This window comes from Mycobacterium sp. HUMS_12744610, assembly GCF_041206865.1.
Classification (GTDB): Bacteria; Actinomycetota; Actinomycetes; order Mycobacteriales; family Mycobacteriaceae; genus Mycobacterium; species Mycobacterium servetii.
Genome location: NZ_JBGEDP010000001.1, coordinates 872,611 through 897,669, shown reverse-complemented (window position 1 = coordinate 897,669; position 25,059 = coordinate 872,611). Strand labels below are relative to the sequence as shown.

The 25,059-nt window shown below is 63.0% G+C and carries 17 protein-coding genes and 3 pseudogenes; 8 read left to right on the top strand and 12 right to left on the bottom strand.

Features of this window, described 5'->3' with window-relative positions; genetic code table 11:
- Window positions 1-292 precede the first annotated feature (292 nt).
- The 9 genes from AB8998_RS04505 to AB8998_RS04465 all read right to left on the bottom strand — a co-directional run bounded on the left by AB8998_RS04505 (window position 293) and on the right by AB8998_RS04465 (window position 11,860).
- Entirely contained in the window at window positions 293-1,528 is a 1,236-nt protein-coding gene (locus AB8998_RS04505) for an IS256 family transposase (RefSeq protein WP_042909891.1), read from the bottom strand.
- A gap of 431 nt (window positions 1,529-1,959) precedes the next feature.
- Complete coding sequence (locus tag AB8998_RS04500; RefSeq protein ID WP_101930934.1) at window positions 1,960-3,213, bottom strand: IS30 family transposase; 1,254 nt, start codon at window positions 3,211-3,213, stop codon at window positions 1,960-1,962.
- A 254-nt stretch (window positions 3,214-3,467) separates the two neighbouring features.
- On the bottom strand, window positions 3,468-4,577 hold the full coding sequence (locus AB8998_RS04495; RefSeq protein WP_225330576.1) for a site-specific integrase: 1,110 nt from the start codon (window positions 4,575-4,577) through the stop codon (window positions 3,468-3,470).
- Between the two features lie 158 nt (window positions 4,578-4,735).
- Entirely contained in the window at window positions 4,736-5,059 is a 324-nt protein-coding gene (locus tag AB8998_RS04490; RefSeq protein ID WP_007172299.1) for a helix-turn-helix domain-containing protein, read from the bottom strand.
- 258 nt (window positions 5,060-5,317) lie between these two features.
- Window positions 5,318-6,790: a flavin-containing monooxygenase gene (locus AB8998_RS04485; RefSeq protein ID WP_369741420.1), complete on the bottom strand. Its 1,473-nt coding sequence runs from the start codon at window positions 6,788-6,790 to the stop codon at window positions 5,318-5,320.
- 5 nt (window positions 6,791-6,795) lie between these two features.
- The gene (locus AB8998_RS04480; protein WP_369736419.1) at window positions 6,796-9,225 is read right to left on the bottom strand and encodes a hypothetical protein; all 2,430 of its coding nucleotides are present in this window, start codon (window positions 9,223-9,225) and stop codon (window positions 6,796-6,798) included.
- 3 nt (window positions 9,226-9,228) lie between these two features.
- The gene (locus tag AB8998_RS04475) at window positions 9,229-9,561 is read right to left on the bottom strand and encodes a helix-turn-helix domain-containing protein (RefSeq protein ID WP_369736420.1); all 333 of its coding nucleotides are present in this window, start codon (window positions 9,559-9,561) and stop codon (window positions 9,229-9,231) included.
- A complete protein-coding gene (locus AB8998_RS04470) occupies window positions 9,561-10,598 on the bottom strand; it encodes a tyrosine-type recombinase/integrase (protein WP_369741376.1) in 1,038 nt (345 codons plus the stop codon). Before AB8998_RS04470 ends, AB8998_RS04475 begins: the two co-directional genes overlap by 1 nt.
- A gap of 218 nt (window positions 10,599-10,816) precedes the next feature.
- Window positions 10,817-11,860: a tyrosine-type recombinase/integrase gene (locus AB8998_RS04465; protein WP_369736894.1), complete on the bottom strand. Its 1,044-nt coding sequence runs from the start codon at window positions 11,858-11,860 to the stop codon at window positions 10,817-10,819.
- Window positions 11,861-12,317: 457 nt separating this feature from the next.
- Between AB8998_RS04465 and AB8998_RS04460 the strand changes: the two are divergent.
- The 3 genes and pseudogenes from AB8998_RS04460 to AB8998_RS04450 all read left to right on the top strand — a co-directional run.
- Window positions 12,318-12,431: pseudogene (locus tag AB8998_RS04460) on the top strand (hypothetical protein); the annotation flags it as partial.
- Between the two features lie 119 nt (window positions 12,432-12,550).
- Window positions 12,551-13,162 (top strand): hypothetical protein, encoded by a 612-nt coding sequence (locus AB8998_RS04455; protein ID WP_087139652.1) that lies wholly within the window; start codon window positions 12,551-12,553, stop codon window positions 13,160-13,162.
- Window positions 13,147-13,770 carry a hypothetical protein gene (locus AB8998_RS04450; RefSeq protein WP_033717424.1) on the top strand — a complete coding sequence of 208 codons (624 nt, stop codon included), beginning with the start codon at window positions 13,147-13,149 and terminating at the stop codon, window positions 13,768-13,770. Before AB8998_RS04455 ends, AB8998_RS04450 begins: the two co-directional genes overlap by 16 nt.
- Window positions 13,771-14,415: 645 nt before the next feature.
- Here AB8998_RS04450 and AB8998_RS04445 read toward each other — a convergent pair.
- Window positions 14,416-14,997 (bottom strand): TetR/AcrR family transcriptional regulator, encoded by a 582-nt coding sequence (locus tag AB8998_RS04445; protein WP_007172295.1) that lies wholly within the window; start codon window positions 14,995-14,997, stop codon window positions 14,416-14,418.
- 65 nt (window positions 14,998-15,062) lie between these two features.
- On the opposite strand from AB8998_RS04445, the gene AB8998_RS04440 reads away from it, so the two are divergent.
- The 4 genes and pseudogenes from AB8998_RS04440 to AB8998_RS04425 form a co-directional block, all read left to right on the top strand.
- Window positions 15,063-16,256 (top strand): cytochrome P450, encoded by a 1,194-nt coding sequence (locus AB8998_RS04440; RefSeq protein ID WP_007172294.1) that lies wholly within the window; start codon window positions 15,063-15,065, stop codon window positions 16,254-16,256.
- A 104-nt stretch (window positions 16,257-16,360) separates the two neighbouring features.
- Entirely contained in the window at window positions 16,361-16,780 is a 420-nt protein-coding gene (locus tag AB8998_RS04435; protein WP_007172563.1) for an MmpS family transport accessory protein, read from the top strand.
- Window positions 16,777-19,710: an MMPL/RND family transporter gene (locus tag AB8998_RS04430; RefSeq protein WP_007172562.1), complete on the top strand. Its 2,934-nt coding sequence runs from the start codon at window positions 16,777-16,779 to the stop codon at window positions 19,708-19,710. Before AB8998_RS04435 ends, AB8998_RS04430 begins: the two co-directional genes overlap by 4 nt.
- Window positions 19,711-22,228, top strand: a pseudogene (locus tag AB8998_RS04425) (MMPL family transporter); the annotation flags it as partial. It abuts the gene before it with no gap.
- 31 nt (window positions 22,229-22,259) lie between these two features.
- On the opposite strand, the pseudogene AB8998_RS04420 reads toward AB8998_RS04425, so the two are convergent.
- Window positions 22,260-22,729, bottom strand: a pseudogene (locus AB8998_RS04420) (PaaI family thioesterase).
- A gap of 287 nt (window positions 22,730-23,016) precedes the next feature.
- Window positions 23,017-23,562 (bottom strand): carboxymuconolactone decarboxylase family protein, encoded by a 546-nt coding sequence (locus AB8998_RS04415; protein WP_007172288.1) that lies wholly within the window; start codon window positions 23,560-23,562, stop codon window positions 23,017-23,019.
- A 270-nt stretch (window positions 23,563-23,832) separates the two neighbouring features.
- Between AB8998_RS04415 and AB8998_RS04410 the strand changes: the two genes are divergently transcribed.
- Complete coding sequence (locus AB8998_RS04410; protein WP_007172600.1) at window positions 23,833-25,041, top strand: IS110 family RNA-guided transposase; 1,209 nt, start codon at window positions 23,833-23,835, stop codon at window positions 25,039-25,041.
- The last annotated feature ends 18 nt before the right edge of the window (window positions 25,042-25,059 follow it).

Here is a 25,059-nt window from a genome sequence, read left to right as displayed (position 1 = left end):
GGTTTCGCTTGGTGTGCGATGGCGCTATATGACCAGCTCAGACACCCCTTCTGGACCTCAACCAGAAGGGCTTGACCGCTCTCCTAAAGCCGGTCTCGCAGATTCGACCCCCTGACCGCACTCGACGGTGCATTTCCGATCGAATGTCGCACTGCTGGTAGCGGGAATCGAAAACTATGCCTCATGATCTCGGTATGACCTGCCGGCCAGTACCAACGGCGGGAGACGGGGTTGGGGTCAAGTCCAGGGACGTGGTGTACGACGTCGTCGTGTGATTCTTCGACTTGGTGGTTTAGGCGGTCAGTGCCGCCGGGGTGTCCTCCTGTTCTGTTGATGGCGTGTGGTCGGCGCGGGATTTGCTGAGGACGTCGAGGCCGAGGTAGCGGCGGGATTCGGCCCATTCGTCGTGTTGTTCGGCCAGCACCGCGCCGACGAGGCGGATTAGGGCGTTGCGGTCGGGGAAGATTCCGACGACGTCGGTGCGCCGGCGGATTTCCTTGTTGAGTCGTTCTTGTGGGTTGTTGGACCAGATCTGCCGCCAAATTTGTTTGGGGAAGGCGGTGAAGGCGAGCAGGTCGGCGCGGGCGTCTTCGAGGTGGTCGGCGACCTTGGGGAGCTTGTCGGCCAGTGCGTCGATGATGCGGTCATATTGGGCTGCAACGGAACCGGCGTCAGGTTGATCGAAGACCGAATGCAGTAGTGTGCGTACCCACGGCCACGATGATTTCGGAGTGATGGCCATCAGGTTGGTGGCGTAGTGGGTGCGACACCGTTGCCACGATGCCCCAGGCAGGGTGGCGCCGATCGCGGCCACCAGACCGGCGTGGGCGTCGGAAGTGACCAGACGGACCCCTGATAGGCCGCGGGCGGTCAGCGACCGCAGGAAGGTCAGCCAGCCGGCCCCGTCCTCGGCGGTGGTGACGTCGATGCCCAGGATTTCGCGGTAGCCCTCGGCGTTGACCCCGGTGGCGATCAGCGCGTGCACGTTGACCACCCGGCCTGCTTCGCGAACCTTGAGCACCAGGGCGTCAGCAGCCATGAACGTGTACGGGCCTGCATCCAGTGGCCGGGTCCGGAACGCCTCGACCGCGGCGTCGAGCTCTTTGGCCATCACGCTGACCTGGGACTTCGACAAGCTGGTGATGCCCAGAGTCTCGACGAGTTTGTCCATCCGCCGCGTCGAAACGCCCAGCAGGTAGCAGGTAGCCACCACCGTGGTCAGGGCCCGCTCGGCGCGTTTGCGCCGTTCCAGCAGCCAGTCCGGGAAGTACGAACCTTGCCTTAGCTTGGGAATCGCCAGATCCAATGTGCCTGCGCGGGTGTCAAACTCGCGGTGCCGATACCCGTTGCGGGAATTGGTGCGCTCGCTGCTGCGCTGGCCGTAGCCGGCACCGCACACCGCGTCGGCTTCGGCGCCCATCAGGGCGTGAATGAAGGCGGCCAACAACTCGCGCAGCACATCAGGGTGCGTGGTGGTGAGTCGTTCGGCCAGCACGGCAGACAGGTCGATATCGTGGGCAATGGTCATCGCGTTGATTCCTTTGCTCGAGTGACTTTGGTCGGTCCCTCGAAGAATCACGCGATGACCTTCATTCATCCGGCTACGACACGCCGGTCATCACCGGCTCGTACACCACTCTGCTGGACGCAACTGGGGTTGGAGACGATGACGATAGAAAATGCGTCGGTCATGCTCACCGCTCATGAAGTTCGAGCGATGACCGGAGTTCCGGTCTCAACGCTGCATGAATGGGCGGCCAGGCGGGAACGTGGGATTGATGCGCCTGGTCCACATCACCTCAGGCTTAGCGATCGGCACCGTCGATGGTTACTGGATGACGTCAAAGATTGGCTGGAATCGACTCGGGTGTAGAGCGATTCGCCCTCACCCAACTACTTAGCACAACCGCTGTCAACGGCGGCCGAAAATTGACCCCTTTTCGACGGGGTGGGTTCTACTCAACGTCGCAACACCGACGGATCACTCGAGACTAACAGGGCAGCGAATAGATCGGCGGGGCAACGGTCTTGGAGGACCATGCGGGGGCGATGGTTGAGTTCGTGTTCGACGGCCAACAACTGCTCCGGCGGGTGGCTGATGAGGGTGACGCCCTTCGGGAAGTAGTCGCGCAGCAGTCCGTTGGTGTTCTCGTTCGTGCCGCGTTGCCAGGGTGATCTGGAGTCGCAGAAGTAGACGGGCGCGCCGAGCTTGTCGGTGGTGGCAAGGTGGCGCGCCATCTCGGTGCCCTGGTCCCAGGTGATCGACCGCATCAGCGTGGGTGGCAGATCCTTCATGCGGGCCACCAAGGCCGCGTGCAGGGAGTCGGCGTCACTGCGAGGCAGATGCACCAACCGCAGCATCCGGGTCTGGCGTTCGACCAGAGTGCCGATCGCCGAGAGGTGGTTATTACCGATGATAAGGTCGCCTTCCCAGTGGCCGGCTTCAGACCGGTCGACAGCCGAGAAGGACCGGTCGTGGATGGTGAGCATCGGCTGCTGGAACCGCGGCCGCCGGCAACTCTGGCGGTGATGCGCTCGGCGGTGATCTCGACCGGTGCGCAGCGGTGAGCGTCGGTGCGGCGCTAATCGCGAGGGCCGCATGAAACGTGAATTCGGTTGATAGACAGCTTGATAGATGCTTTCGTGGCATAACCACATCGATGAATCATCGGGGAAGCGGTGGCGGAGGTGACGGCTGATCTGTTGGGGGCTCCAACGCTGAAGAAGCAGCTCGGCGACCGCGTTACCGAGCTGGTCGTTGGTGTCGACCCGACGGCGGTGGTGACGTGCTCGTCGCGCGGTGGCTCGCCGGTGGGCATCGAAGGGCTGATATCCGCGGCCGGCTGGTGCGTTGCGCCGTAGCTCCCTCGAAATCGTCGACGGCGCTCGACCGAGTCGGGTGGCGATCGTCCGCACCCTCAGCCCTGAGTGATGCAGATCGGCGATCTCGATGCGCTCGTCCTGGGACAGGTATCGCGTGCTGATCTGGCGGACCGCTAGTCGATCTAGCGGCGGGACGAACCCGACCGCGACGCCGTTGCGGTAGGTCTTGTAACCGCGTGTCCAGTTCGTCGCAGCGGACCGGGACACACCGACTTCGCGGGCCGCGGCCCGCACGCTCCACCCGCGAGCCCGCAACTCCATGAACCGCTGACGCTTGGCCGACTGCGGACGACGTCCCGGCCCCTTCTTCACCCGACGCGACGATGCCAACACAACCTCCAGAATCTAGAGAAGTGTTGCGACCGCACCTAGAAACCACCGCGTCGACACGGGGTCAGTTTTCAGACGACGCCGACACTGTCAAGCGGCAATACGACCGAATCGAATATGGCGGGTTACCAGTGAGTTTCCCGTGAGTTCAGCCGGATTGAAGCGATTTCAGTTGGAACCCACGGCCTTTCGGCTGTGAAGGTTCATAACTGCGGCGGGTTCGCGGGCCCTGAGTCTGGCGGCGTTGGGTGGCACTACGGTTCTACCGGCTGCTCGAGTTCGTCGCTGAGCAGCCGTTCGGCCACGGTGGTGTAGCGCCGTGCGGTGTTGTGGGAGATGCCGAAGACGAGAGACAGGTGCAGTGGGTCCGGGCCTGCGGTCAGCGCTTCGTGAAGGATTCGGTCGGCACGGATGCGTTCGATCGTGAATCCATTGTCGCTCAACGATGGTTTCACCGATTTTTGACTGACCGGCGTTGTGCGCAATGCAGTTTTCGTCGTGAGTAGAACGTGCCGGTTCGGAGTGTGGGGCCATCTGTCCCGGCGGTGGTCGAGCCATGTGTTCAGCGCGATGTGGGTGAGCTCACCGAGCCGTTGGTTGTGTCCGGCAAGGGTGATCCGCCGGTTCGGCAGGTCGATGTCGTCGAGCGTGAGTTTGCGTATAACGGCTGTGCGGCAGGCATGTTCGACGCTCAGCGCCACGACGAGGCGTTCAAGCGGTTCGCTGGCGAGCTGTTCGATCGAGCGCACCTCGTCATCGGTGATGGGCAGGAGGTCCTGGTCTACTGGTTGGCTCTTCAAACCCGCTGTTGGGTTGCTGAAGACCAGAGCATTCTTCTTGGCGTGCCGGAACAGCGACCGCAGCGCCTTGATCAGATTGTGGCGCTGGTTTCCCTGAAACGGCCGCAGCGCCGCGTCGACGTCGGCCCTGGTGACCTCCCTGAGATGCTCGTAGGAGGTGGACCAGTGCGCGAGAAGGGGCTTGACCGAGCCGAAGTAGCTGTAGAGCGTCCTCGGTGATCGTGGGCGAGCACGTGCGCCGCCGACCAACAGGGTAAGGAGCCAGTGGTGGGCCGGCTCGGCGAATCCTGGCGGAAGTTCCGCGGTGACGCGGTCGATCCAGGCACGGATCGGAGGTTCGGTGTCGTCTTTCAGCAGGTCGAAGTGGGATAGGATTTCGACGAGCCTGCGACGGGACGCGAGCCGATGCGGCCGGGTTCGAACCTCGGTGAGCGGCACGCGATCACCGGTGGGCCGACCGGCCAGAAGGGTGAGCAGGGCGTCGAGGCATCGGTTTGTGGTCTCACCGCACCAATCGTGGGCGGCACCGAGTTCCCGGGCGTGTATCGCGGCGGCCGCGAGCACGGGGTCGTCGGATTCCAAGGCTGGATGCCGCCGGGGCGGGCGAGGAGGCAGTCCCGCCTTTCTGCGTTGGTAGGACGCTCTTCTTGAACAGCTTCTGCCGCAGTATTTTTGGTCGCGGCGACTGTTGGCAGGCAGCGCAGTCCCGCAGTGCAGGCAGTTCATCGCGGCGGCAGCGACCTGCCGGCGCGAGTGCGCGGCGTGACCGACCGGGCCTCACCGACCGCCGCTGACTCGTCGTCGGTGACGGGCGTGGCCGCTGCCACGGTTTCGGGTTCGGGAATCAGCAACTCGTCGACCCCGCAGCCGAGGACGGCGCAGATGACGTCCAGGTCGTTCAGTTTGATGGCGTTGGGGTTGCCCGACCACAGGCCCGACATCTTGCCGGCGCTGATGACCAGACCGCGGTCGGCGAGCATCCGCTGGAGTTCGCTGGCCTTCCAGATGCCGCGATTGGCCGCGGCCAATCGCAGGTTCCATTTCATCGAGCGAGTCCTTTCCATCGATCGGCGACCCGGCGTTGCCCGGTGACCCAGGCATCTTCGACGTGGGTGGCGTGCACGTGCTCTGGCGACGTCGGATATCGCAACTGTCGGAATGCCAGGTTGGTCGGGTCCGAGTCTGTCGGTGTCATGTCTGGTTCCGATCGGGGTGTTCGTTGGTCCGGCGCCGGGTCGCGTTGTGTCGGCGAAGGACACCAACCAGGGTGAGAGCGGCAAATGCCGCAAGAGCATGCTGGGCGCTCAAGTAGTAGCGGCGACGGTCGATCTTGCGACCGCGGGCCGGGCGCCGTTCTTGGGCGAGGTTTCGGTAGCGTGTCGGCGAGAACGACCCGAAATATTCGCTGACGAAGTTGCTGGTTCGCCGTGTCGGTAATCCCATGTCGGCCAACAGGTCGTCGATGTGGTGCACCAGGTGCGGTCCGATTTGATAGCCCTGCGGTCGAGCTGGCATGACCTCCTCCAGCCAGGCCTGCACGCGTCGTATCCAGTCTGCATTTCATCGAGACTGGGAAGTGCGAGTTCGCCGCGGAAGCATCGTGAAAGCCAGTGGGCTGAGATTTCTGAGCTGAGCTGACACGCGGTCGATGAGGCGTAGCCCACGAACCCGAGGCGCTGCTCGGTGGGCGGAAGGATATGCCGGTAGAGCTGGAATCGCCCGTCGGAGACAACGGGTGTCCGCAGTTCGGGCGCTAGAAACGACAACGGCTGGCGCCAGCCGGTGGCGAAAACGACGATGTCGGCAGCGATCTGATCGCCGCTGGCCAGCAGGACCTGCGGTCCGCCGAGAAAGGCCGCGACCGAGTCACGCCGCAGGACCAGCCGACCGCGGCGGGCCATATCGTAGAACTCCTTGCCGAACCCCAGGTTTTCGATTCCAGTAGGCATCGGCTCGTCAGGCACCATGGCCGCAGGCATCCTGAGCAGGAATCGAAACAGCAGACTCACCACCCGCCAGACCAAGTTGGTCAGCTGCTTGCCCGGCCCGTGCAACAACCTCTCCATCAGGCTGGGGTGGTGGTAGCGGAAGAACGCCTCGGTCGAACGTCCCAGAGTCAGCCGGTCGGCGGGAATACCTCCCGGGAAGTAGCGGGGCATCATCCAGTGGGCCTTTCGGAACACCAGCGTGCATTCCTGCGCGTGCGACCCGGCCCACGCCGCGCAATCCAGCGCGGATTTGCCCGCGCCCACGATCACCACCCGTCGCCCCGCGAACAGGGCAGGATTGGTCGCTTGGCTTGAATGGACCACCGTCCCGGTGAACCGGTCGGCACCGTCGATCGCAGGCATGTCCGGTTCAGAGAAGGTTCCCGCGCATACCACCGCAAAGTCACACACCACGGTGCTCAAACCCGTTGGGCCACAGCTTTCTACCGTGAATTCGTTACCGTGGCGAGACACCCGCACCACCTCAGTCGATAACCGAAGAAGCGGGGCCAACTCGAACCGGGCCACATACGAGGCCAGATACGCGCGCACCTGCTCAGCGCTCGGGAAGATGTCGGCTGATCGGTCATAGGGATGGTCGGAGAATGCGTAGGTGTCGCGTGAGTTGTTGGTACGCAGTCCGGGATAGGTCCGCGATTGGGTCCAAACACCGCCGATCGCCTGCTCCTTCTCGAACACGATCACCTCGAAGCCGTCCTCGCGCAGCACTTTCGCGGTGACCAGGCCCGCAATTCCCGCGCCGATCACGCCGATCCGCCCGGCCCGCATGTCTGTCACGTGACCCGCATCCTTATCTCAGTGGGTGATCGGCGGCTGATTTCGGCTGCGTAAGTGGTCCAGTCGCCGCTGCTGGCGCGCTGCCAGGTCGCGGCGACGCTGATGTGGATTCCCAGGGTGCGCGCCAGCACGGCGGCTGGCAGGTCGGTGGCGAGTTGAAACAGGGCGGCGGAACGTGCGCGGCTGGCTTGGATGCCGAGTTGACGGAGTCGTTCGGCCATGCGGAAGGCGCTGAGGTGGCGGCCGGGCTGCCCGCCGGGGAATAGCCATCGCGAGCTGCGAGGGCGGCCGACGGCGGCGTGAGGTGATCGGGTGGAGACCAGGGCGCGGATCAGTCGGTCTAGCGGTGCTGGGATCAGGATCGGCTCGTGTCCGAGCCGCAACCGGACGCTTTCGTCGGTGAGTTCGATGTCATCAATGGTCAGTTCGCTTATGGCGGCGGCGGTTTGGGCATAGAGCAGCACCAGCAGGGCAGCGACACGGCCGGCGGTGTCGATCGTGTCGTCGTGTAGCAGCCAGCGTGCTTGTTCCCAGCGGGTCTCGGTGTCGATGACGCCGCTGGGGCCGTCCCATCGTTGGGCGGCGTGCTCGACTCGGGTGAGCCTGTTTCGGCGTGCCCAGCGCACGAAGTTGCCGCTGTCGCGACGCTGGCCGGCGGCGGCGCTGGTTAGCCACCGGTCGAGATCTCCCTGTCGGGCAGTGGCAAGCTTAAGGTTATGCGCGGCAAGCCAATCCAGTAGGGCAGCTGCAGATCTGATGGAGCGCTTGGCGGCGCGGGCTTGCCCGTAGGTGGTGTCGGTGTCGCCGACGCGGGCACGCAGGCGGCGGATGACGTGCCAGACGGCGTAGCGGTGCAGCAGGCCGCGCTCCTCGGGATCGACGCGTTCGGTGATGAGGGCGGCGGTCCAGCGCTGCAACCGCAGCATCTGTTCGTCGCGGTGTGGCAGGGTGCCGATCGCGACCAGGACGCTGCGCAGGTGCTCGACCGGCTTGCCCGCGGGCAGTTCGTCGAGCGTCTCGTGCGACAGCACGCGCTGACCGGCCTCTAGCTCGCGCAAGATGGCGGGACCGCCGCCGTTATCGAGCCATACCGCGGCCGTGTTGGGACGTTCGACCGCGACCAGGGCCTCGTAGAGGTCGCACAGGTCGGGGCGGATGTCACCGCGGGCGTCGCCGAGCAGCTCGCGCAGCCGCTGCTGCACGTTGCAGCGGGCGCACCGGCTCGTATACCGGCGGCCGCGTTGACCACATCCGGGACAGGTGCGCCAGAAACCGGACTCGTCACGAACGCATTCGGCGCAAAGCGGTTCGGCCAGCGTGCCGCCGCGGATAGGGCGGAACTCGCCGCACGAAATACATTGGGCCCACCGCTTGTGGCAGGCTTCGCACCACGGGCGGCCGGTGGCAATTGAAATCGTGCTCGGCGCGGTCCGTCCGCAGATCGCGCATTCGGCGATCGTCGGCGGGCGGCAACTGGCGCAGCGTGGTCCGTCCTCGCAGCGGATACTAACCGGTCGGCGGCGGCCGCAGTCCACGCAGACTTCCTGGTTGATCGGATCGGTGACCAGGCAGCTCGGACACACGGGTTGGCCCTGTTCGTCACGGGTGGCGGCTTCGCGAAGCGCGCCGCAGCGAGCGCATGGTTGGGCACGGGACTTGGCGGTGCAGCTGCGGCATAACCACTTTCCGCCGATAGGCCGGTGCAGGTGGATGATTCGACCACAACCGGGGCAGGCCGGGTGGACAATGCCTTTCGCTCCGGCGTCCCCGAGCTGGTCGATCAACCGCAGCACCGCAGGATCAGACGCCTCGGCACCGGCGCCGGTCAGCAGGGCGGGTCGCTGCTGCAATGCCCACGCCAATCGGTATCGGCGTCCGGCACGCGGCACCACCGCCTCGATTGCCGCGTTGATCTCCTCACCCGACAAGCTCGGGTCTGCTCGCCTCACGACGTCGACGATGAGCGGCGTCGGATCCCGCCCGTCATCGGGCAGGCATCGTGAACACCTGGGTCGGCCGTCGCGGTCGCGAAGGTAAACCGGCCTGCTCGAGCCGCATATTGTGCAGGGTTCTCGTCGAGGACCGCACTTCGCGCAATACCAGTCATCCCCGCGTCGCTGCAGGGTGTGTAGATGCTTGCCGCAACCTGCGCAAACCGGAGACGAAATATGCATGGCGCCAGCCGCATTCAGCGCGATCAGCAGCTCACCAATCCCACGTGGCGCTGGCGAGCGCCCGTCGGTCAACACTGCGGGCCGGTCCAGCAATGCCTGGGCGAGGCGGCGCCGTTTCGCTCGTCCACCGGCCATCGCCTCGACCAGTCCGATGACCGTGCGTCGATCCAGCCCGGGCTTTTCGCCAAGCACCAGATCGACGATGACCCCGATCGGGTCGGCGAGCACCTCAGATGCGAATGTCTTTGGCATTGCTTAGCTTTCAATGCCGCTGATGCGAGCGCGTTTTGGCCGCAGTCCGCCCAGACCGGCGTCGGCGCCGCCAGCGGCACGTTTCTTGCGCGTCGGCGCGGCTGCGGCGACCGGTTCGATCAGCTCGTCCATCCGGCAGTCCAGGACGTCCAGCAGCGCCATCAGAATATTCAGGCTCAGCCGCTCGGGTCGCTCGACGACGAGCCGATAGACCTGGCTGGACGACAGATGGATGCCGCGTTGCGCCAACGGCTCTATCAGGTCGGTGGTGCTGAACATCTCGCGTGCAGCCATCACCTGACGCAGGTGCCATCGGTAGTCGAGTTTGCGGGCCATCAGGACTCCTTGCCGCTCGTGGGGTCGGGCGCCGTGTCGAACGCCGGCGCCAGGGCTTTGCGCAGCGCGGTGTTCATGAAGTCACCGGACACGTGGGTGTAGATCGCGGTGGACGTATCGCAGCGATGCCCAACGGCCTCCTGGATGAATCGTCGGTCAACGCCCTCCTCAGTAAGGTGCGTCACCCACGAATGCCTAAGGCTATGTGGACTAAGGGTTTTCGGTAGCCCGAGCGCGTCACGGTATGTGACGAAGCGGGCGTTGATCTCTGCCGGGGCGATGCGACCGCCACGTTCGGTCACCCACAGTGCCGGATGGTCCTCGCACCCGAAACGGGGCCTGATGTTGTCGACGTAGTCGGCGACCGCTTCCACCGCCCACCCCATGACCGACGGCACGTTGCGTCGCCGCGGCGGTTGCCCGCGCACCGACTTGCCATAGCGCACATGCAGCATCCCGAACCGGCCGAACTCCGGCACCGCCGGGTTACGGCCCCAGTCAACTACATCCAGCTTCGCCGTCTCGGTCCGCCTCAGGCCCCACCCATACACCACTTTGAATAACGTCGCATCCCGGTAGGCGGCCAACGCGCCCTTGCGTTTCGCGCACACCGCACGCTCAACCTGGTCGTCGGCGTAGTCGAGAAACCGCTGCAACTCCTCGCGGGTGAATGGCCGGGCCTCTGGGTTGCCCTCGTAGCCATTGAGGTGCTCTATCGTGTTCCACTCATGGCAGATCGGCACCGGATGCACACCCGAACCAAACTCCTGCTCGCACACCGCAACCCAGCTATAACGGCCGTCGCACAAATACTCGCTGAACAATCGCAGCTCGGTCTGATAGCCGCGAATCGTCGAAGGTGCCAGATGCGACTCCGCCATCAACGACTGCGTCCACTCGTCGACATGACCCGGCAGCCAATGCCACGGGTACTCGTTAGTGAACGTCGCAAACCGGCGCACCAACCGCTCCCGCGGCGCGATGGTCTCCTCCCGCAAACCACGCGCAACCTGCTGGGCACGCCATCCGCGCAACATCGCCTCCAGCACAGCGTCTTCCGGACGCAACTGCACAACTCCGGAGACCAGCTCCAGATGCGCCGACCCAGCCAGATCTGCCCGCACCACGCCGCCTCCAACCTGAATCCCCGCAACCGTCCGGCGAAAGGATCATGCATCCAACGGGCGCGATATGCAAGCAATGCAGGTGGGACGCCCTGTCCTGTAGGCGACATGACACCATAGCCAGATCTGCTTCAGCAGGCGACCAGCGGAGACGCGCCCGTCTGATGCAATTTCTGATAGTTGATATACCGAGCCGTTGTGCCCGTCCAGGCGTGACCTAATAGTTCCTGGATCGCGAATAGGTTCATACCGGCCAGATAAAGCTGGGATGCGCAGAAATGCCGCAGCACATGCGGTGTCAGCTTCCCCGACCACCTCGGCAGATATCGGTCGGTGGCCTCGGCCAGGGCGCGGCGATAGACGTCGGCGGTCGCGCGCATACACGTCCCGTCGATGTTCTTGCGTTCGGACGGAAACAGCGGCGCAGCATGGTTTTTCGGGTCGACATCGAACAGGCCCAGCACGTCTTCGATGAACCACTGCAGGCTGCGGTCGGCGCCGTTGATCAGTGGCACTACCCGCGGCTTGGGACCTTTGCGACGAGATCCCTTGCCATGACGGACGTTCAGCTTGCCGAACCGGCCCAGCTCCCAGCGCACGTCATCCAGGTCGAGCATCCGCGCCTCGTTGATCCGCAATCCGACATCGGCCACCAGGCGAGCCACGGCGTAGTTTCGGGCGGTCGGGGCGAACTTGCGGCAGGTGACCAGCTCCCCGCGCCACCCCGCGAACAGCTGCTCCACCTCGTCGGCGGTCGGCGGGATGCGCAGCTGCGGATCCACCCACGCCCGCGGTCGGTTGATCTCATCGAGCGGGCACTCGATGACCCGGCCGCTGAGATTGTGCAACTCGACCTTGTGACGCAGTTCGAGGAACTGAAAGTACACCGTCAGCGCGGCCGCCCGCCCGGTCCGAGTCGACGCCCGGGCATCACGCAGCACCTTGCCGAAGTAGGTGTCGGCGTCAGCAGGCTGGATCTCCCACAGCGGCCGACCGAACCAGTCCCGGATCAGCTCAAGGTGATTCACGTCGTTGCGGATGGTCGAGTCGACCAACCCGGCCGATGCCCGGGCAAGGACGAATCCGGCCAGCACATCGGTCTCGAAGCCGGCGAGCTCATCCTCGGTCGCCGGTGCCCGCTGCTCCCTCAGGTCCCGCACGACAGCCAGAGCCAACCCACGCCTCCTCAACTTCACCCACAGTGAAGAATCATCAGCTGATCAGTTATCCAGTCGGCAAAGATGATGCCACTTCATTCGCGGGTTTTGCAGCAGGGACACGCCCACAACAGCTGGTCCAGGCACTCGACGGGCTGGCGCACACCACTCGGTGGCTCAGGAACCCGTCGACTGTTGGTTAACTACCGCATATAGCGCAATCGGTTGTACTTCAACGTAGTCGAGCGCCACTATACATTCCCGATAATCCGCCGCCATACGCATCGCACGCTCTTGCAACCGGTTTCGACGTGATGCAGCGAGTGTGGCACTAACGCATTGTGATTCACTCGATGAGTCAATTCCTAGGGCCGATAACCGGGCGAGCGGTCGAGCGGGCGGGCGTTTCCAGCAAACGCTCCTGCCTGTGGTCCTACTGCGCAGCCGCTCCCCCGCCGGGGGATTGGAGCCTGCTTTGGCCCGCCAACCCGAAGCCCAACAACGCATGTTCGTGCCCTTCCTCATCACGGTGGGCCTCGTCGAAGCAGCGACCTGGGAACGTCTCCCTACGACAAGGTGGAGACCGTAGCCACCGTCCGCCGACACCGCGGACCGCGAGGGGCGCAGCGTTGATCAATGAAATTGACCACCGCTGCGAAAATGCCGAAATGCGCCCCATGCTGCGGCGATCGCCCTATCGTTTGTGCCATGACGGGGGTAGGCATGCCGGCGTGGCCGGCAACAATGGCAGCATTCGTGCTCGAACTCGCCGGGATCGTGCCACCGCTAGATCCAAGAGTGCGAAATGAATTGGCTCAAGACGAAGAGAGTGTCGAGCTCGCGCAGCGTCTAGCGGAAGAACCCTCGCTACAAGATATCGTGTTCTCGGATGCGGATCATCCGTCGCTCCACACCCCTACCGTATTGTCTTTCACCGCAGAATCGTGGGCTCAGGCGCGCTCAGGTCTGGGCATCGTTGAGCGGGGTCAGGGCGAGCGCATCGCGGCCATCTGGCACACGGCGGTTCCGCTGGTCAACGGTGACTACCTGTTGACCCCGGATCCGGGTCACCCTGAAGCGGTGTCGTTCTATCGAGCCACGCGCAATGACGACGAGGGTGCGATCGATTTTCGCGTGGGCACTGCGTCGAGGGGCCCGTATGAGGTCGTGTGGGAGGACAACGACGACCGCTGCCATCTCAGACGATTCTTCAACGGCCTCTTGCAATGCAAGGTGGTCGGGTGCAGCGAGGTGTGTCATAGAGGCATCGAGGTGGACCCCATAACGGGCGCACAGTCATTTCCGTGCGGGTGTCCCTGATGTTCGGCATCGACTGGATTATTTGGGGCGTCATCATTGCCGCCGCCACGTTGGGGGCCGCAATCGGCGTGCCGGTCGTCCTCTACATCCGTCAGAACCGCGCCAACATCACGGTGACAAGCGAATTCGACAAGACCGGGTTCGTGGAAGTCGTCCTCGCCAAGGAGGGAAGCGGGGCCGCGCAAGTCGATTCGGTTGAACTCATGGCAGCTGGCACCAACACCAAGCTGCCATTAATCGGACGTTCCAAAACTGGTGCCGGGCCAATCAACTTCGATGGCGGCAAAGCCAAGATTCGCGTCTACTTCACACTCACCAGCGGGGCGAGTGCAACCGATGCCATCGAGGTACACGTCGAACACAAAGGCAAATCGTCGAGGGTCAAGTCCACCTGGACGACCAAGACCATATCTCCCCAGGCTGGCACCGAAATGATCGATCTGCGCGACCCGATTGAACCCGAAGCAGACACCACTACGAAAAAGGCGCCTGGCACTGCTGGTACTGGCACGACTGGGGCGAATCCGCCAGCAGCTCAATCAAATACACCCGCGCCAGGACTTTCCAACCCGCAGCGTGACACAGACGATCCCGACGTCAAGACGTAGAGCGTCCATCACGTCGAGGTCTCCCCCGGCGCCTCCAAGGAAGCCCGGTCGCGGAGGTTCGCGGCTGTGGCCCACACAACGGAAGGCCGTCGGGGACAGCCTTCGGGTGAGGATCCACCGGCGATACCGAATATCGCGATGTGGACATCCCACGTTGCCGAGACGCGGGTCGGATTGGCCATATCTGACTATTGCGGCCGCCGCCCGGCGGAGCCATTCGAGACCTGGATGCTTCGAGGCTGTGCCACGCCTCCGTAGCCCTGGCAAGTCCCCCGTCTGACGCTAATTTTGCCCGCGGCCACGGGCTACTTGACCCGTCGTGTGCGGGCGCATGGTTGGTGTGCGACGACCATCGAGACTTTGCACAGTGCACGAAACACCAAGGGGCGGTGTGTAAGTCGTGTGTTGGCACTGTGCTGGTGGAGTGGTCGTATTCGAAACCTGCGGTATTGCCGTGGTGGGCTAGCGGTTTTCGGGTCCGACGTTCTGGCTGCACTGGTCAGGTGCCCGGATCTCGCCGGCCGCGAACCTCCATCGGACGCGGGCGTTCTGGGGGTGAGCTGTTGCGGTAGGAGATGTTCAGAAATGCTCAAAGTCGTTGACTATCGAGCACACGCGTGGTCGCAGATTGGTCTGCGGGGGGAGCTAGCGTGGCCGTATGCCGGTAAACACGACGTCGTGAATTGTTCGTGCGATTAGATCTTCGTCGAGCGTATCGTCGGTGATTAGGTAGGTCAGTGCGCTGGTGGTGACTGCACCGAATAGCGCGATGGCGGCAGCTCTGGGGTTGTCGAGAGCCTCGAGTGAACGGTCGTTAGCGCCCGCGCGAAGCAAGGTCTCGACGGGTTCGAAGTAGGCAGTGCTGATCATGTTGGCGATGACGGGCATGCGGGCGGCGCGGCCCAGTTCTCCTATGAGGGCGCGACAGACAGCGGGCCGCTGGGCCATCACGCGCAGTTGGGCACTGATGACGTCGTGCAGGCGTTGGGCGGCGGCGCCGTCTGCCTCGACGATCGCGGTGACCTCGTGCGCGACGTGTTGTAGGGCGTCTTCGAGGAGGAAGGCGAGTATTTCTTCTTTGCCGGCGAAGTAGTAGTAGAGCGTGGCCTTGGCGATGCCCGTGGTCGCGGCGACGTCTTCGATCTTTGTGTCGTTGAGCCCGCGCTCGGCGAAGAGTTCGGCCGCGGCAGGCAACCGGTCGGCAATCTGAGCGGGAATCTTCCGCATAAAGTCCTCCCCTCGGTTTAAACTCTCAGTCTAAACCGACGTTCTGCAATGTGGCAGGAGACGCTATGTCGACGGTACAACTTCGCTACGATCCCTTTGACGCGGAAATTCAGGACGACCCCTACCCCGTCTACCGGCAGCTACGCGACGCGGCACCGGTCTATCACGCCGCCGATACCAACACCTGGGTACTTAGTCGCCACGCGGATGTCATCAGCGCGCTGCTTGACCATCACAGCTACTCGTCGGTCGACGGAGTATTTCCGACTCCACCGGGCTCGACTTTTCGCGAATCGCTGCTGCCGATGATGATTTTGATGGATCCCCCGCGACACGATCAGCTGCGGGCATTGGTTAGCAAGGCCTTCACCCCGCGACGAATCGCGGCGCTGACGTGCGCGATCGAGGACCTCGCTGATCAGTTGACGGCCGGCCTGATCCAGGAAGCCAGTTCGGCCGATTTCGTCGCCGACTTCGCAGCTGTACTACCAGCGATGGTGATCGCTGATTTGCTCGGTGTGCCGCGCGAGGACCGTACACAATTTCGGCGATGGTCGAACGCGTTGGTGCAGTCCAATCCCACCCACGGCGAGACCGGCGAGGCTTTGGCAGCCGCGGCCGCGATCTATGGCTACTTCACCGATTTCCTCGCCGACCGCCGCGGCCAACCGCGCGACGATTTGATGTCAGCGTTGGTGTGTGCCGAGATCGACGGAAAGCACCTTAGTGACGACGAACTGCTTGGCTTTTGCCTGCTGCTGCTGATCGCCGGTCATGAGACGACGTCGAATCTGCTGGCCAACGCCGCGGTGGTACTGGCCGACTATCGCGACACCCGCCACCGGCTGGCTGGCGATGAGAGCTTGCTCGGGGCAGCTGTTGAGGAGCTGCTGCGGTATGACTCACCGGCTCAAGGACTTTCGCGAACGTTGACCCGCGACGTGACAGTGCATGGCGTCACAATGTCGGCGGGTGATTCGGTGCTGTTGTTGTTCGGCTCGGCTAATCGTGACGAACGCGTGTTCGCTGATCCCGACGTGTTTGACATCGGGCGCAAACCCGAACACCAAGTGGCATTCGGCCGAGGCATTCACTTCTGTCTCGGTGCGTCCTTGGCCCGGATGGAGGCCCGGATCGCGTTGCGCGCCTTGCTGGCCCGCGTGCCCAACTGGGAAGTCGACTTGGGCCGCGCGCAGCGCCTGCGGTCGGGCCCGATCCGAGGCTATTTGTCGTTGCCGATCTCCTGGTCGGCGAACTAGCCGCGCTGCGGTCCAATTGGCTGTGACCGATCCAGTCGAATGGGCGGTGGGGCGCCCAACTAGCGGGAGATGGTTGGCTGGGGAGGATTCACGTTGGCGCTGCGATGAAGAAAATGTGGATCGTCCTGGTCATCGTGGCGGTGGTGGCGGTAGCGGGCTTCTGCGTACTGCGGCTTCGCACCTTTTTCGGCGTCCACGACGATCAGACGATGACCAGCGGCATCGCCGATGAGATCAAGCCGTTCAATCCCAAGCGCGTGGTTTACCAGGTTTATGGTCCCCCGGGGACGGTGGCCAACATCAACTACTTGGACATCAATGCCCAGCCCCAGAAAGCTAGCAACGTGCCTTTGCCCTGGACGCTCTCGGTTACCTCGACGCTGCCCTCGGTGAGCGTCAACATCGTCGCGCAGGGCGACAGCAACCAAATCGGCTGCCGGATCATCGTGGACGAGGTGGTCAAGGACGAAAGGTCGAGTCAGGGTATGAATGCGCAAACGTTCTGCATAGTGAAGTCCGCATGACCGATGACCGGGCCGCAGGGCTGCCGCATATGCCGGTTTTCGCGCGAACGGTCCACAAACTCGCGGTGCCCGTCGTCTTTGCCTGGGTGGGGCTTGTCGTCGTCCTCAGCGTCTTGGTTCCATCGCTGGACGCGGTCGCCGAAGAACACACCGTGTCGATGAGCCCCAAGGACGCGCCGTCGATGCAAGCGATGAAGCACATCGGCAAAGTATTCAACGAATTCAACAGTGACAGTGCGGTCATGATCGTGCTGGAAGGTGACAAGCCGCTGGGCGATGAGGCCCACCATTTCTACGACCAGATCGTCCGCAAACTCGAGGCTGACACGAAACACGTCCAGCACGTCCAGGACTTCTGGGGGGATCCGCTGACGGCCGCCGGTTCGCAAAGCTCCGACGGCAAGGCCGCCTATGTGCAGGCGTATCTTGCTGGTAACCAGGGCGAGAGCCTGGCCAGCGAGTCTGTCGCGGCGGTCCGCAAGATCGTGGACAGCGTGCCTGCGCCGTCGGGGGTCAAGGCCTATGTGACCGGCGCTGGGGCGTTGATCGCCGATCAGCACTCGGCCGGACAAAAGAGCCTCCAGAAGGTCACGATCATCACCTTCGTGGTGATCATCGTGATGTTGCTGTGGGTATACCGCTCGATTATCACCGTGTTCAGCACGTTGTTCATGGTGGTGATCGAGGTGATGGCGGCTCGGGGGGTTGTCGCTTTCCTGGCCTACAACAACATCATGGGATTGTCGACCTTCGCGGTTAATATTTTGGTGCTGTTGGCCATCGCCGCTGGGACAGACTATGCGATCTTTATTCTCGGCCGATATCAAGAGGCGCGCGGCCTAGGCGAGGACCGCGAAAAAGCCTTCTACACCATGTTCCACGGAACCGCGCACGTCGTCCTTGGCTCTGGCCTGACTATTGCCGGTGCGATGTATTGCCTGAGCTTTACCCGGCTTCCGTATTTCCAGACTATGGGTATCCCTTGTGCGGTCGGGATGCTGGTCGCCGTTGCTGCCGCGCTGACCTTGGGTCCGGCGGTCCTGACCGTCGGCAGTTTCTTCAAGCTGTTCGATCCTAAGCGCAAGATGCGGACCCGGGGATGGCGACGGGTGGGCACCGCGATCGTGCGCTGGCCCGGGCCAATTCTCGCGGTGTCAGTCGCGATCGCCCTCATCGGTCTACTCGCCCTACCCGGTTATCAAACCAATTACGACAACCGGCTGTATTTACCCCCGAGCGTCCCCGCGAATATCGGCTACGCCGCCGCCGAACGGCATTTCCCCGCGTCCCGGATGAATCCGGAATTGTTGATGATCGAGACCGATCACGACATGCGCAACCCGGCGGGCATGCTGGTGTTGGACCGGATCGCCAGGGGGGTCTTCCACATCCCGGGTGTCGCGCGCGTCCAGGCGATCACCCGGCCGCTGGGAACGCCGATCGAGCACACCTCAATCCCGTTCCAGATCAGCATGCAAAACACCACGCAGGTCGAAAACCAGCAGTACATGCACCAGCGCATGGACGACATGCTCAAGCAGGCCGACGCGATGCAACAGTCCATCGACACCATGCAGCGCATGTACAACATCACCTCGCAGATGGCCGCGGTCACCCACCACATGGACGGCCTCACGCATGAAATGTTGGATGTCACAAACACATTGCGCGACAACATCGCCAACTTCGATGATTTCTTCCGGCCGATTCGCAGCTACTTCTACTGGGAAAAGCACTGCTTCGACATCCCGGGCTGCTGGTCGCTGCGATCCCTCTTCGACGCGCTCGACGGTCTGGATCAGATCACCGAAAAATTCACCTATCTTGCCGGCGACATATCTCAGCTGGACGCCTTGATGCCGCAGATGCTGGCGCAGATGCCGCCCATGATCGCCACCATGACGACCATGAAGCAAATGATGCTGACCATGCACAGCTCGATGTCGTCGCTGTATGACCAGATGGACGTGATGAGCCAAAACTCGACCGCCATGGGCCAGGCCTTCGACGCCGCCAAGAACGACGACTCGTTCTACATCCCGCCGGAAGTCTTCGACAACCCCGACTTCAAGCGCGGTCTGAAGATGTTCCTGTCGCCGGACGGGCACGCGGCCCGCTTCATCATCTCCCATGAAGGGGATCCCGCGACCCCGGAAGGCATTTCGCACGTCGAGCCGATCAAGAACGCAGCCAAGGAAGCCATCAAGGGAACTCCGCTGGAGGGCGCCAAGATCTACCTTGCCGGCACCGCCGCGGTCTACAAGGACATGCGCGACGGCTCCAAATACGACCTGATGATCGCGGCAATAGCTGCGGCCAGCCTGATTTTGATCATCATGCTGATCATCACCCGAAGCCTGGTCGCCGCGGTCACCATCGTGGGCACGGTGCTGATCTCGTTGGGCGCCTCGTTCGGACTGTCCGTGCTGGTGTGGCAGGACATCATCGGCTTCAAACTGCACTGGATGGTGCTGGCGATGTCCATCATCTTGATGCTGGCCGTCGGATCCGACTACAACCTGCTGCTGGTGTCCCGTTTCAAAGAAGAAATCGGTGCCGGTTTGAAAACCGGAATCATCCGCTCGATGGCCGGCACCGGTGCGGTGGTGACGTCTGCGGGCCTGGTCTTCGCCGCCACCATGGCCTCGTTCATATTCAGCGATTTGAAAGTCGTCGGGCAGGTCGGCACCACCATCGGCCTGGGTCTGCTGTTCGACACCCTGATCGTGCGCTCATTCATGATGCCGTCCGTCGCCGCGCTGCTGGGGCGCTGGTTCTGGTGGCCGCAGCAGGTACGCACTCGCCCGGCCAGCCAGCTACTTCGGCCCTACGGGCCACGTTCGGCGGTTCGCGCCTACCTGCTGCCCCGGCAAGATGACCCGCAGTCGGCGACCACCGACCGGTTCCCGGCGGCCTCACCGCACTACTAAGCCATCACCGCTATCGCCGCCCAGTCCTTTAGCGGCACATCCACGACGGTCCGCGTAACCGGCCCTCCCGCGACGTTCAGCGATCAAATCGATTCGGCTGAGCAGGATTTGATTGTCATCTCCGTCGTGACCGCCGGGCTGATAGCGCTGATCTTGCTGGTCATCTACAGGTCACTGTTTACCGCGTTGCTGCCTCTGTTGGTTATCGGGGTCAGCCTTGCGGTAGGGCGCGGAGTGCTCTCGGCGCTGGGCGAAGCGGGAATGCCGGTGTCGCGATTCACCATCGCGTTCATGACGGCGATTCTGTTGGGCGCCGGCACCGATTATTCGGCATTTTTGATCAGCCGGTATCACGAGCAGCGCCGCCAGGACGTCTCGGCTGACCTCGCGGTGATCAACGCAACCGCCACCATCGGCCGGGTGATCCTGGCCTCCGCCGCGACTGTGGCGTTTGCATTTCTGGCCATGGTTCTTTGCAAAGCTGAGCGTTTTTGGCGCGCTGGGCCCAGCGTGCGCGATAGCCGTCTTCGTCGGAGTCGCGGCCACCGTGACATTGTTCCCTCCGGTATTGGCGCTGGCCGCCAAACGGCGGCATTGGCGAACCCAAAGCCGACCGCACACGCCGCTACTGGAACTGGATCGCCGTGGCCGTAGTCCGCCGACCCACCCCACTGCTGGCCGCCAGCCTGGCCCTTGTATTAGGGCTAGCGGCTGTCGCGCTGACCATGCGCATGAGCTACGACGACCGCCAAGGAGAGCCGGACACAACCGCCAGCAACGAAGGTTATCACCTGCTGGACAGGCACTTTCGCAAAGATATCGTCATCACCCAGTTCATGGTCGTGGAATCACGGACCGATATGCACACCGGTAAAGGCCTGGCCGACCTGGATGAGATGGCGTCTCGCGTGTCGCAATTGCCGGGCGTCACCAAAGTATCCGGCGTCACCCGGCCCACCGGGGCACGACTCGATCAGGCACAGCTCTCTTGGCAAAACGTCCAGATCGGCAACAAGATGGCCGATGCCGTCGCCAAAGGAGACGCCCACAAGACCGATCTCACCAAACTCACCGGCGGTGCCGACCAACTCGCCAGCGGCCTGGCGCAACTTGACACCACCCTTCGCACAGCGTTGACTCCGCTGACCGGTATCCTTAACCAAGCCCAGTCCAGCGGCTCGCAATTTCAGCGCTTTCGCCCTCTGCTGCAGCAACTTTCGACTACCACACCGACCATCGACCAAGCTATCCGAGCCGGACCTGGGCTACGTCAAGAAGCTCAACAAGCTCAGAATGCGATCGCCACGATCGACCCGCTGGTCGGTGCGCTCAACACCTCCCCCTGGTTTGCCTCCACACCCGAGTGCACCCAGATCCGCGACCAGGTACGGATTCTGGTGACCTTGCGCGATGGCGGCTTTTTCAGCCAGCTCGCCAACCTCGGCGACATGTACCAGCCGGGCGGCGATACTGCGGGGGGCACCATGGCAGACCTGCAGAACACGGTCACCTCGCTGAACAAGGCGTTCGGAGCGCTCGGCGACCCCGCCGACATGGCCGGCAACATCCGCCGCCTCCAAAACGGCATCAGCCAGCTCGCATCGGGCGCACAAGCCCTAGCCACCGGTGTGCATACCCTTGCCGACAGCAACATCGAAATGTTGTCCGGCATGAGTCAGATCGCCACCCAACTACAGAATTCCGCGCGGTCCAGCGCCGGTTCGGACAACTCCAGCGGCTTTTGCCTCCCGGCTAACGCCTTCGAGAATCGCCAGTTCTCCGATGTGGCAAAGCACTTCCTGTCCGCTGACGGCAAGACCGCACGCTTCGCCATCGAATCCAGCTACAACCCCTACAGCAGCGAAGCGATGGATCTCGCTCAGAAGATCACCCAAGTTGCCGATGCTGCACGCCCAACACCTCCTTGGCCAACGCCAAAATATCGATGGCCGGATTCCCCGCCGTCAACTCCGATATCCAGCGCCTTCTGTCGGCCGACTTCCATCTGCTGGCCATTGCCACGCTCGTCATCGTCGGACTGATCCTCGTCGTTCTCCTGCGCGCCTTGGTGGCCCCGCTCTACCTGCTCGGTACGGTCGTGCTCAACTACGCAGCCGCACTGGGCATCGGGACGCTCGTTTTCCAATACGGCCTCGGTAAGAAAATCGCTTGGCTGGTACCGCTTTTGGCGTTCATCATCTTGATCGCGGTGGGCGCCGACTACAACATGCTGCTGATCTCGCGGTTACGCGAGGAATCCGCTCACAACATCCGCGTCGGCGTACTGCGCACGGTCGCAAACACCGGCTCAGTCATCACTTCCGCCGGGCTCATCTACGCGGCCAGCATGTTCGGCCTTATGGTCGGTTCGGTCGCGATCATGATCCAAGCCGGGCTCATCATCGGCTGTGGCCTACTACTCGACACCTTTGTTGTCCGCACTCTCACGGTTCCCGCGATCGCCACATTGCTCCGTGAGACCAGCTGGTGGCCGCAACGTAAACGTGAGGACGCTTGAAACTCTTGCATTTTGACTAAAATACCGACGATTACGCACCTTCATCTGAGTCATGAGCGGTGTTGGGTCCAGCGAAGCGGACGAGCTGGTCAAGAAGCTCTCCGAAACCGGCGATGTCGCCGTGGGCGGCGAAGTGTTCGGGTTCTACCGTGATGAAAACCGCTGTTGCGGTGAAACGAATGACGCCATCTTCACCGACCCCCTCGCCAGTGTAAGGCACGTCCTTGCCGCACGCTGATACGTGCGCTAATGCGGTGGGGCTGGTGTAGCGGAACCGGCGCTAGATACTCGATCGCGAGATTGCGCGTGACCGCAGGCGTGCCGGCGATCCACAGGGTGAAGCCCAAAAGGTCGTCGCACGCCGCCGCGATAGCCCCGCCGTGCGCCAAGCCGGGCGCACCGATATGACGCTCATCGAATGCCACATCGGCATATACCTCATCGTCCAGACGATAGACCTCTAGCTGCAGGCCACTGGAATTCTCGGGTCCCGCAACCCATACAGGTAGGCGTGTGTGACGGCAGGCGTTGCGGTTCAGTTGAATTTGGAGCATCCAAGGTTGCGGCCTCGTTTCCGGTTGGACGTGTTCGATAACTTCGGCCATTGCGGCCTTAAACGACGAGAAATCCCGCATTAAGGTGCCGAACGCAGCAACTTGGCGTATGCCGACCTGGCAAAGTGCAGCTCATGGTCACGGCGAGCCGCGCCGGGCGATCCAAGCGCCAGTACGGTCCGCTTCGGCGCGATACCGTTAGCACGGTACCGCAGGCATTTTGGACACGCTGCGTCACGATGGTCGAACACCGTCAGGGGGCCATTCGTCGACGCCGTCTTCGAGCGGCACATCCAGAGATCGCAGGAGCGCAGAAAAGAGTCGCCAGTTGCCAATCGCCGCGACAAGTTCTACAAGGAGCCCCGGGTCTGCTTGCAACGCATCTCGGCACACAGCCCACGTGCCATCCGAGATGGTGCCGTCACGCAGTGTCTCATCGGTCGCCGCAAGTACAGCACGTTCGGCATCGCCAAAGTGGTTAGCATTCTGCCAATCTCGCACCGCGAGCAGGTCACGCTCGGACACGTCGAGCATTCGTGCGAGTCGCCAATGTTGCGTCCATTCATAGACCGAGCCGGTGACCCAGCCGATTCGCATGATGATCAGCTCTCGCAGCCGCGCGTCGAGGTCCCCGGTCCACAGCAACGCCTCCAGCAGTCCGTTCAAGGCCATTGCCACACTAGGCTGGTGAAGCGCGATTCGGAATATCGACAACTCCGCTATGGCTTCGGGGATGCCACATTGAGCAGCGCGCCGGCGCGCGTCTGTCAGGCCGAGCATTTCGACGCGGTTTCCACTGCCCACAGTCGGTCCTTAAGTTCGTAGGTGCAGTTACTTCGTGTTGTTACGTTGTGCTGTGACCCGGGTGGGTCGGGTGAGGCGGCATGTCGGTTGCCGGCCTGGTGGTGCGGCTTGAAAGGACTGGCCGCCCGGCCTTCCTGGACTTCCTCGGGCCGCTGATTGAGATCTGCGACGTGATCGCTTGTTTAAGGAAATGCTGGCGGGGTTGTCCGTGGGGATCGTGTTGGCAGACAAGCGGATAGGAGATCGATGGCAGCGGGCCAGTTGTGGGCTGGGGTTGATGTCGGCAAGGAACATCACTGGGTGTGCGTGGTCGACAACAGCGGCACGGTGGTGTTGTCGCGCAGACTCGGCAACGAGGAGCAACCGATCCGTGCGCTGATCGGCGAGATTGACTCGTTGGCTGATCAGGTTGCCTGGACGGTGGACCTGACCACGGTGTATGCCGCCCTGTTGTTGACCGTGTTGGCTGATGCCGGCAAGTCGGTGCGCTACCTGGCGGGCCGTGCGGTCTGGCAAGCCTCGGCGGTCTATCGAGGTGGTGAAGCCAAGACCGACGCCAAAGACGCCCGGGTGATCGCTGATCAGTCGCGGATGCGCGGCGATGACTTGCCACTGCTGCATCCCGACGACGATCTGATCACCGAACTGCGGCTGCTCACCGCTCATCGCGCCGACCTGGTCGCTGACCGCACCCGCACGATCAACCGACTGCGCCAACAACTCGTTGCGGTGTGTCCGGCGCTGGAGCGGGCCGCCCAGCTCAGCGCTGACCGGGGCTGGGTAGTGCTGCTGGCGCGCTACCAGCGCCCCAAAGCCATCCGCCAGACCGGTATTTCGCGGCTGACCCGGATCCTGGCCGACGCCGGAGTGCGTAATGCCGCGGCCATTGCGGCGGCTGCGGTGGCGGCCGCCAAAACTCAAACGGTCCGACTGCCCGGCGAACAAGTGGCCGCCGGACTGATCGCTGATCTGGCGCAGGGGGTGATTGCCCTCGATGACCGCATCAAGACCACCGATGCCGACATCGAGGACCGATTTCGCCGCCATCCACTGGCCGAAGTGATCACCAGCATCCCAGGCATGGGATTTCGGCTCGGTGCTGAATTCCTGGCCGCCGTCGGCGATCCCGAACTGATCGGCTCGGCCGACCAGCTCGCCGCCTGGGCCGGGCTCGCACCGGTATCTCGAGATTCGGGAAAACGCACCGGACGACTGCACACCCCCAAGCGCTACAGCCGCCGGCTGCGCCGGGTGATGTACATGTCCGCACTGACCGCCATCCGCTGCGACCCGGCCTCCCGCGCCTACTACCAACGCAAACGAAACCAAGGCAAACGACCCATCCCAGCCACCATCTGCCTGGCCCGACGCCGCACCAACGTCCTCTACGCACTCATCCGCGACAACCGCACCTGGCAACCCGACTCACCCCCGATCACTCAGTCGGCGGCTTGACATCGTCATTGAGAGTCC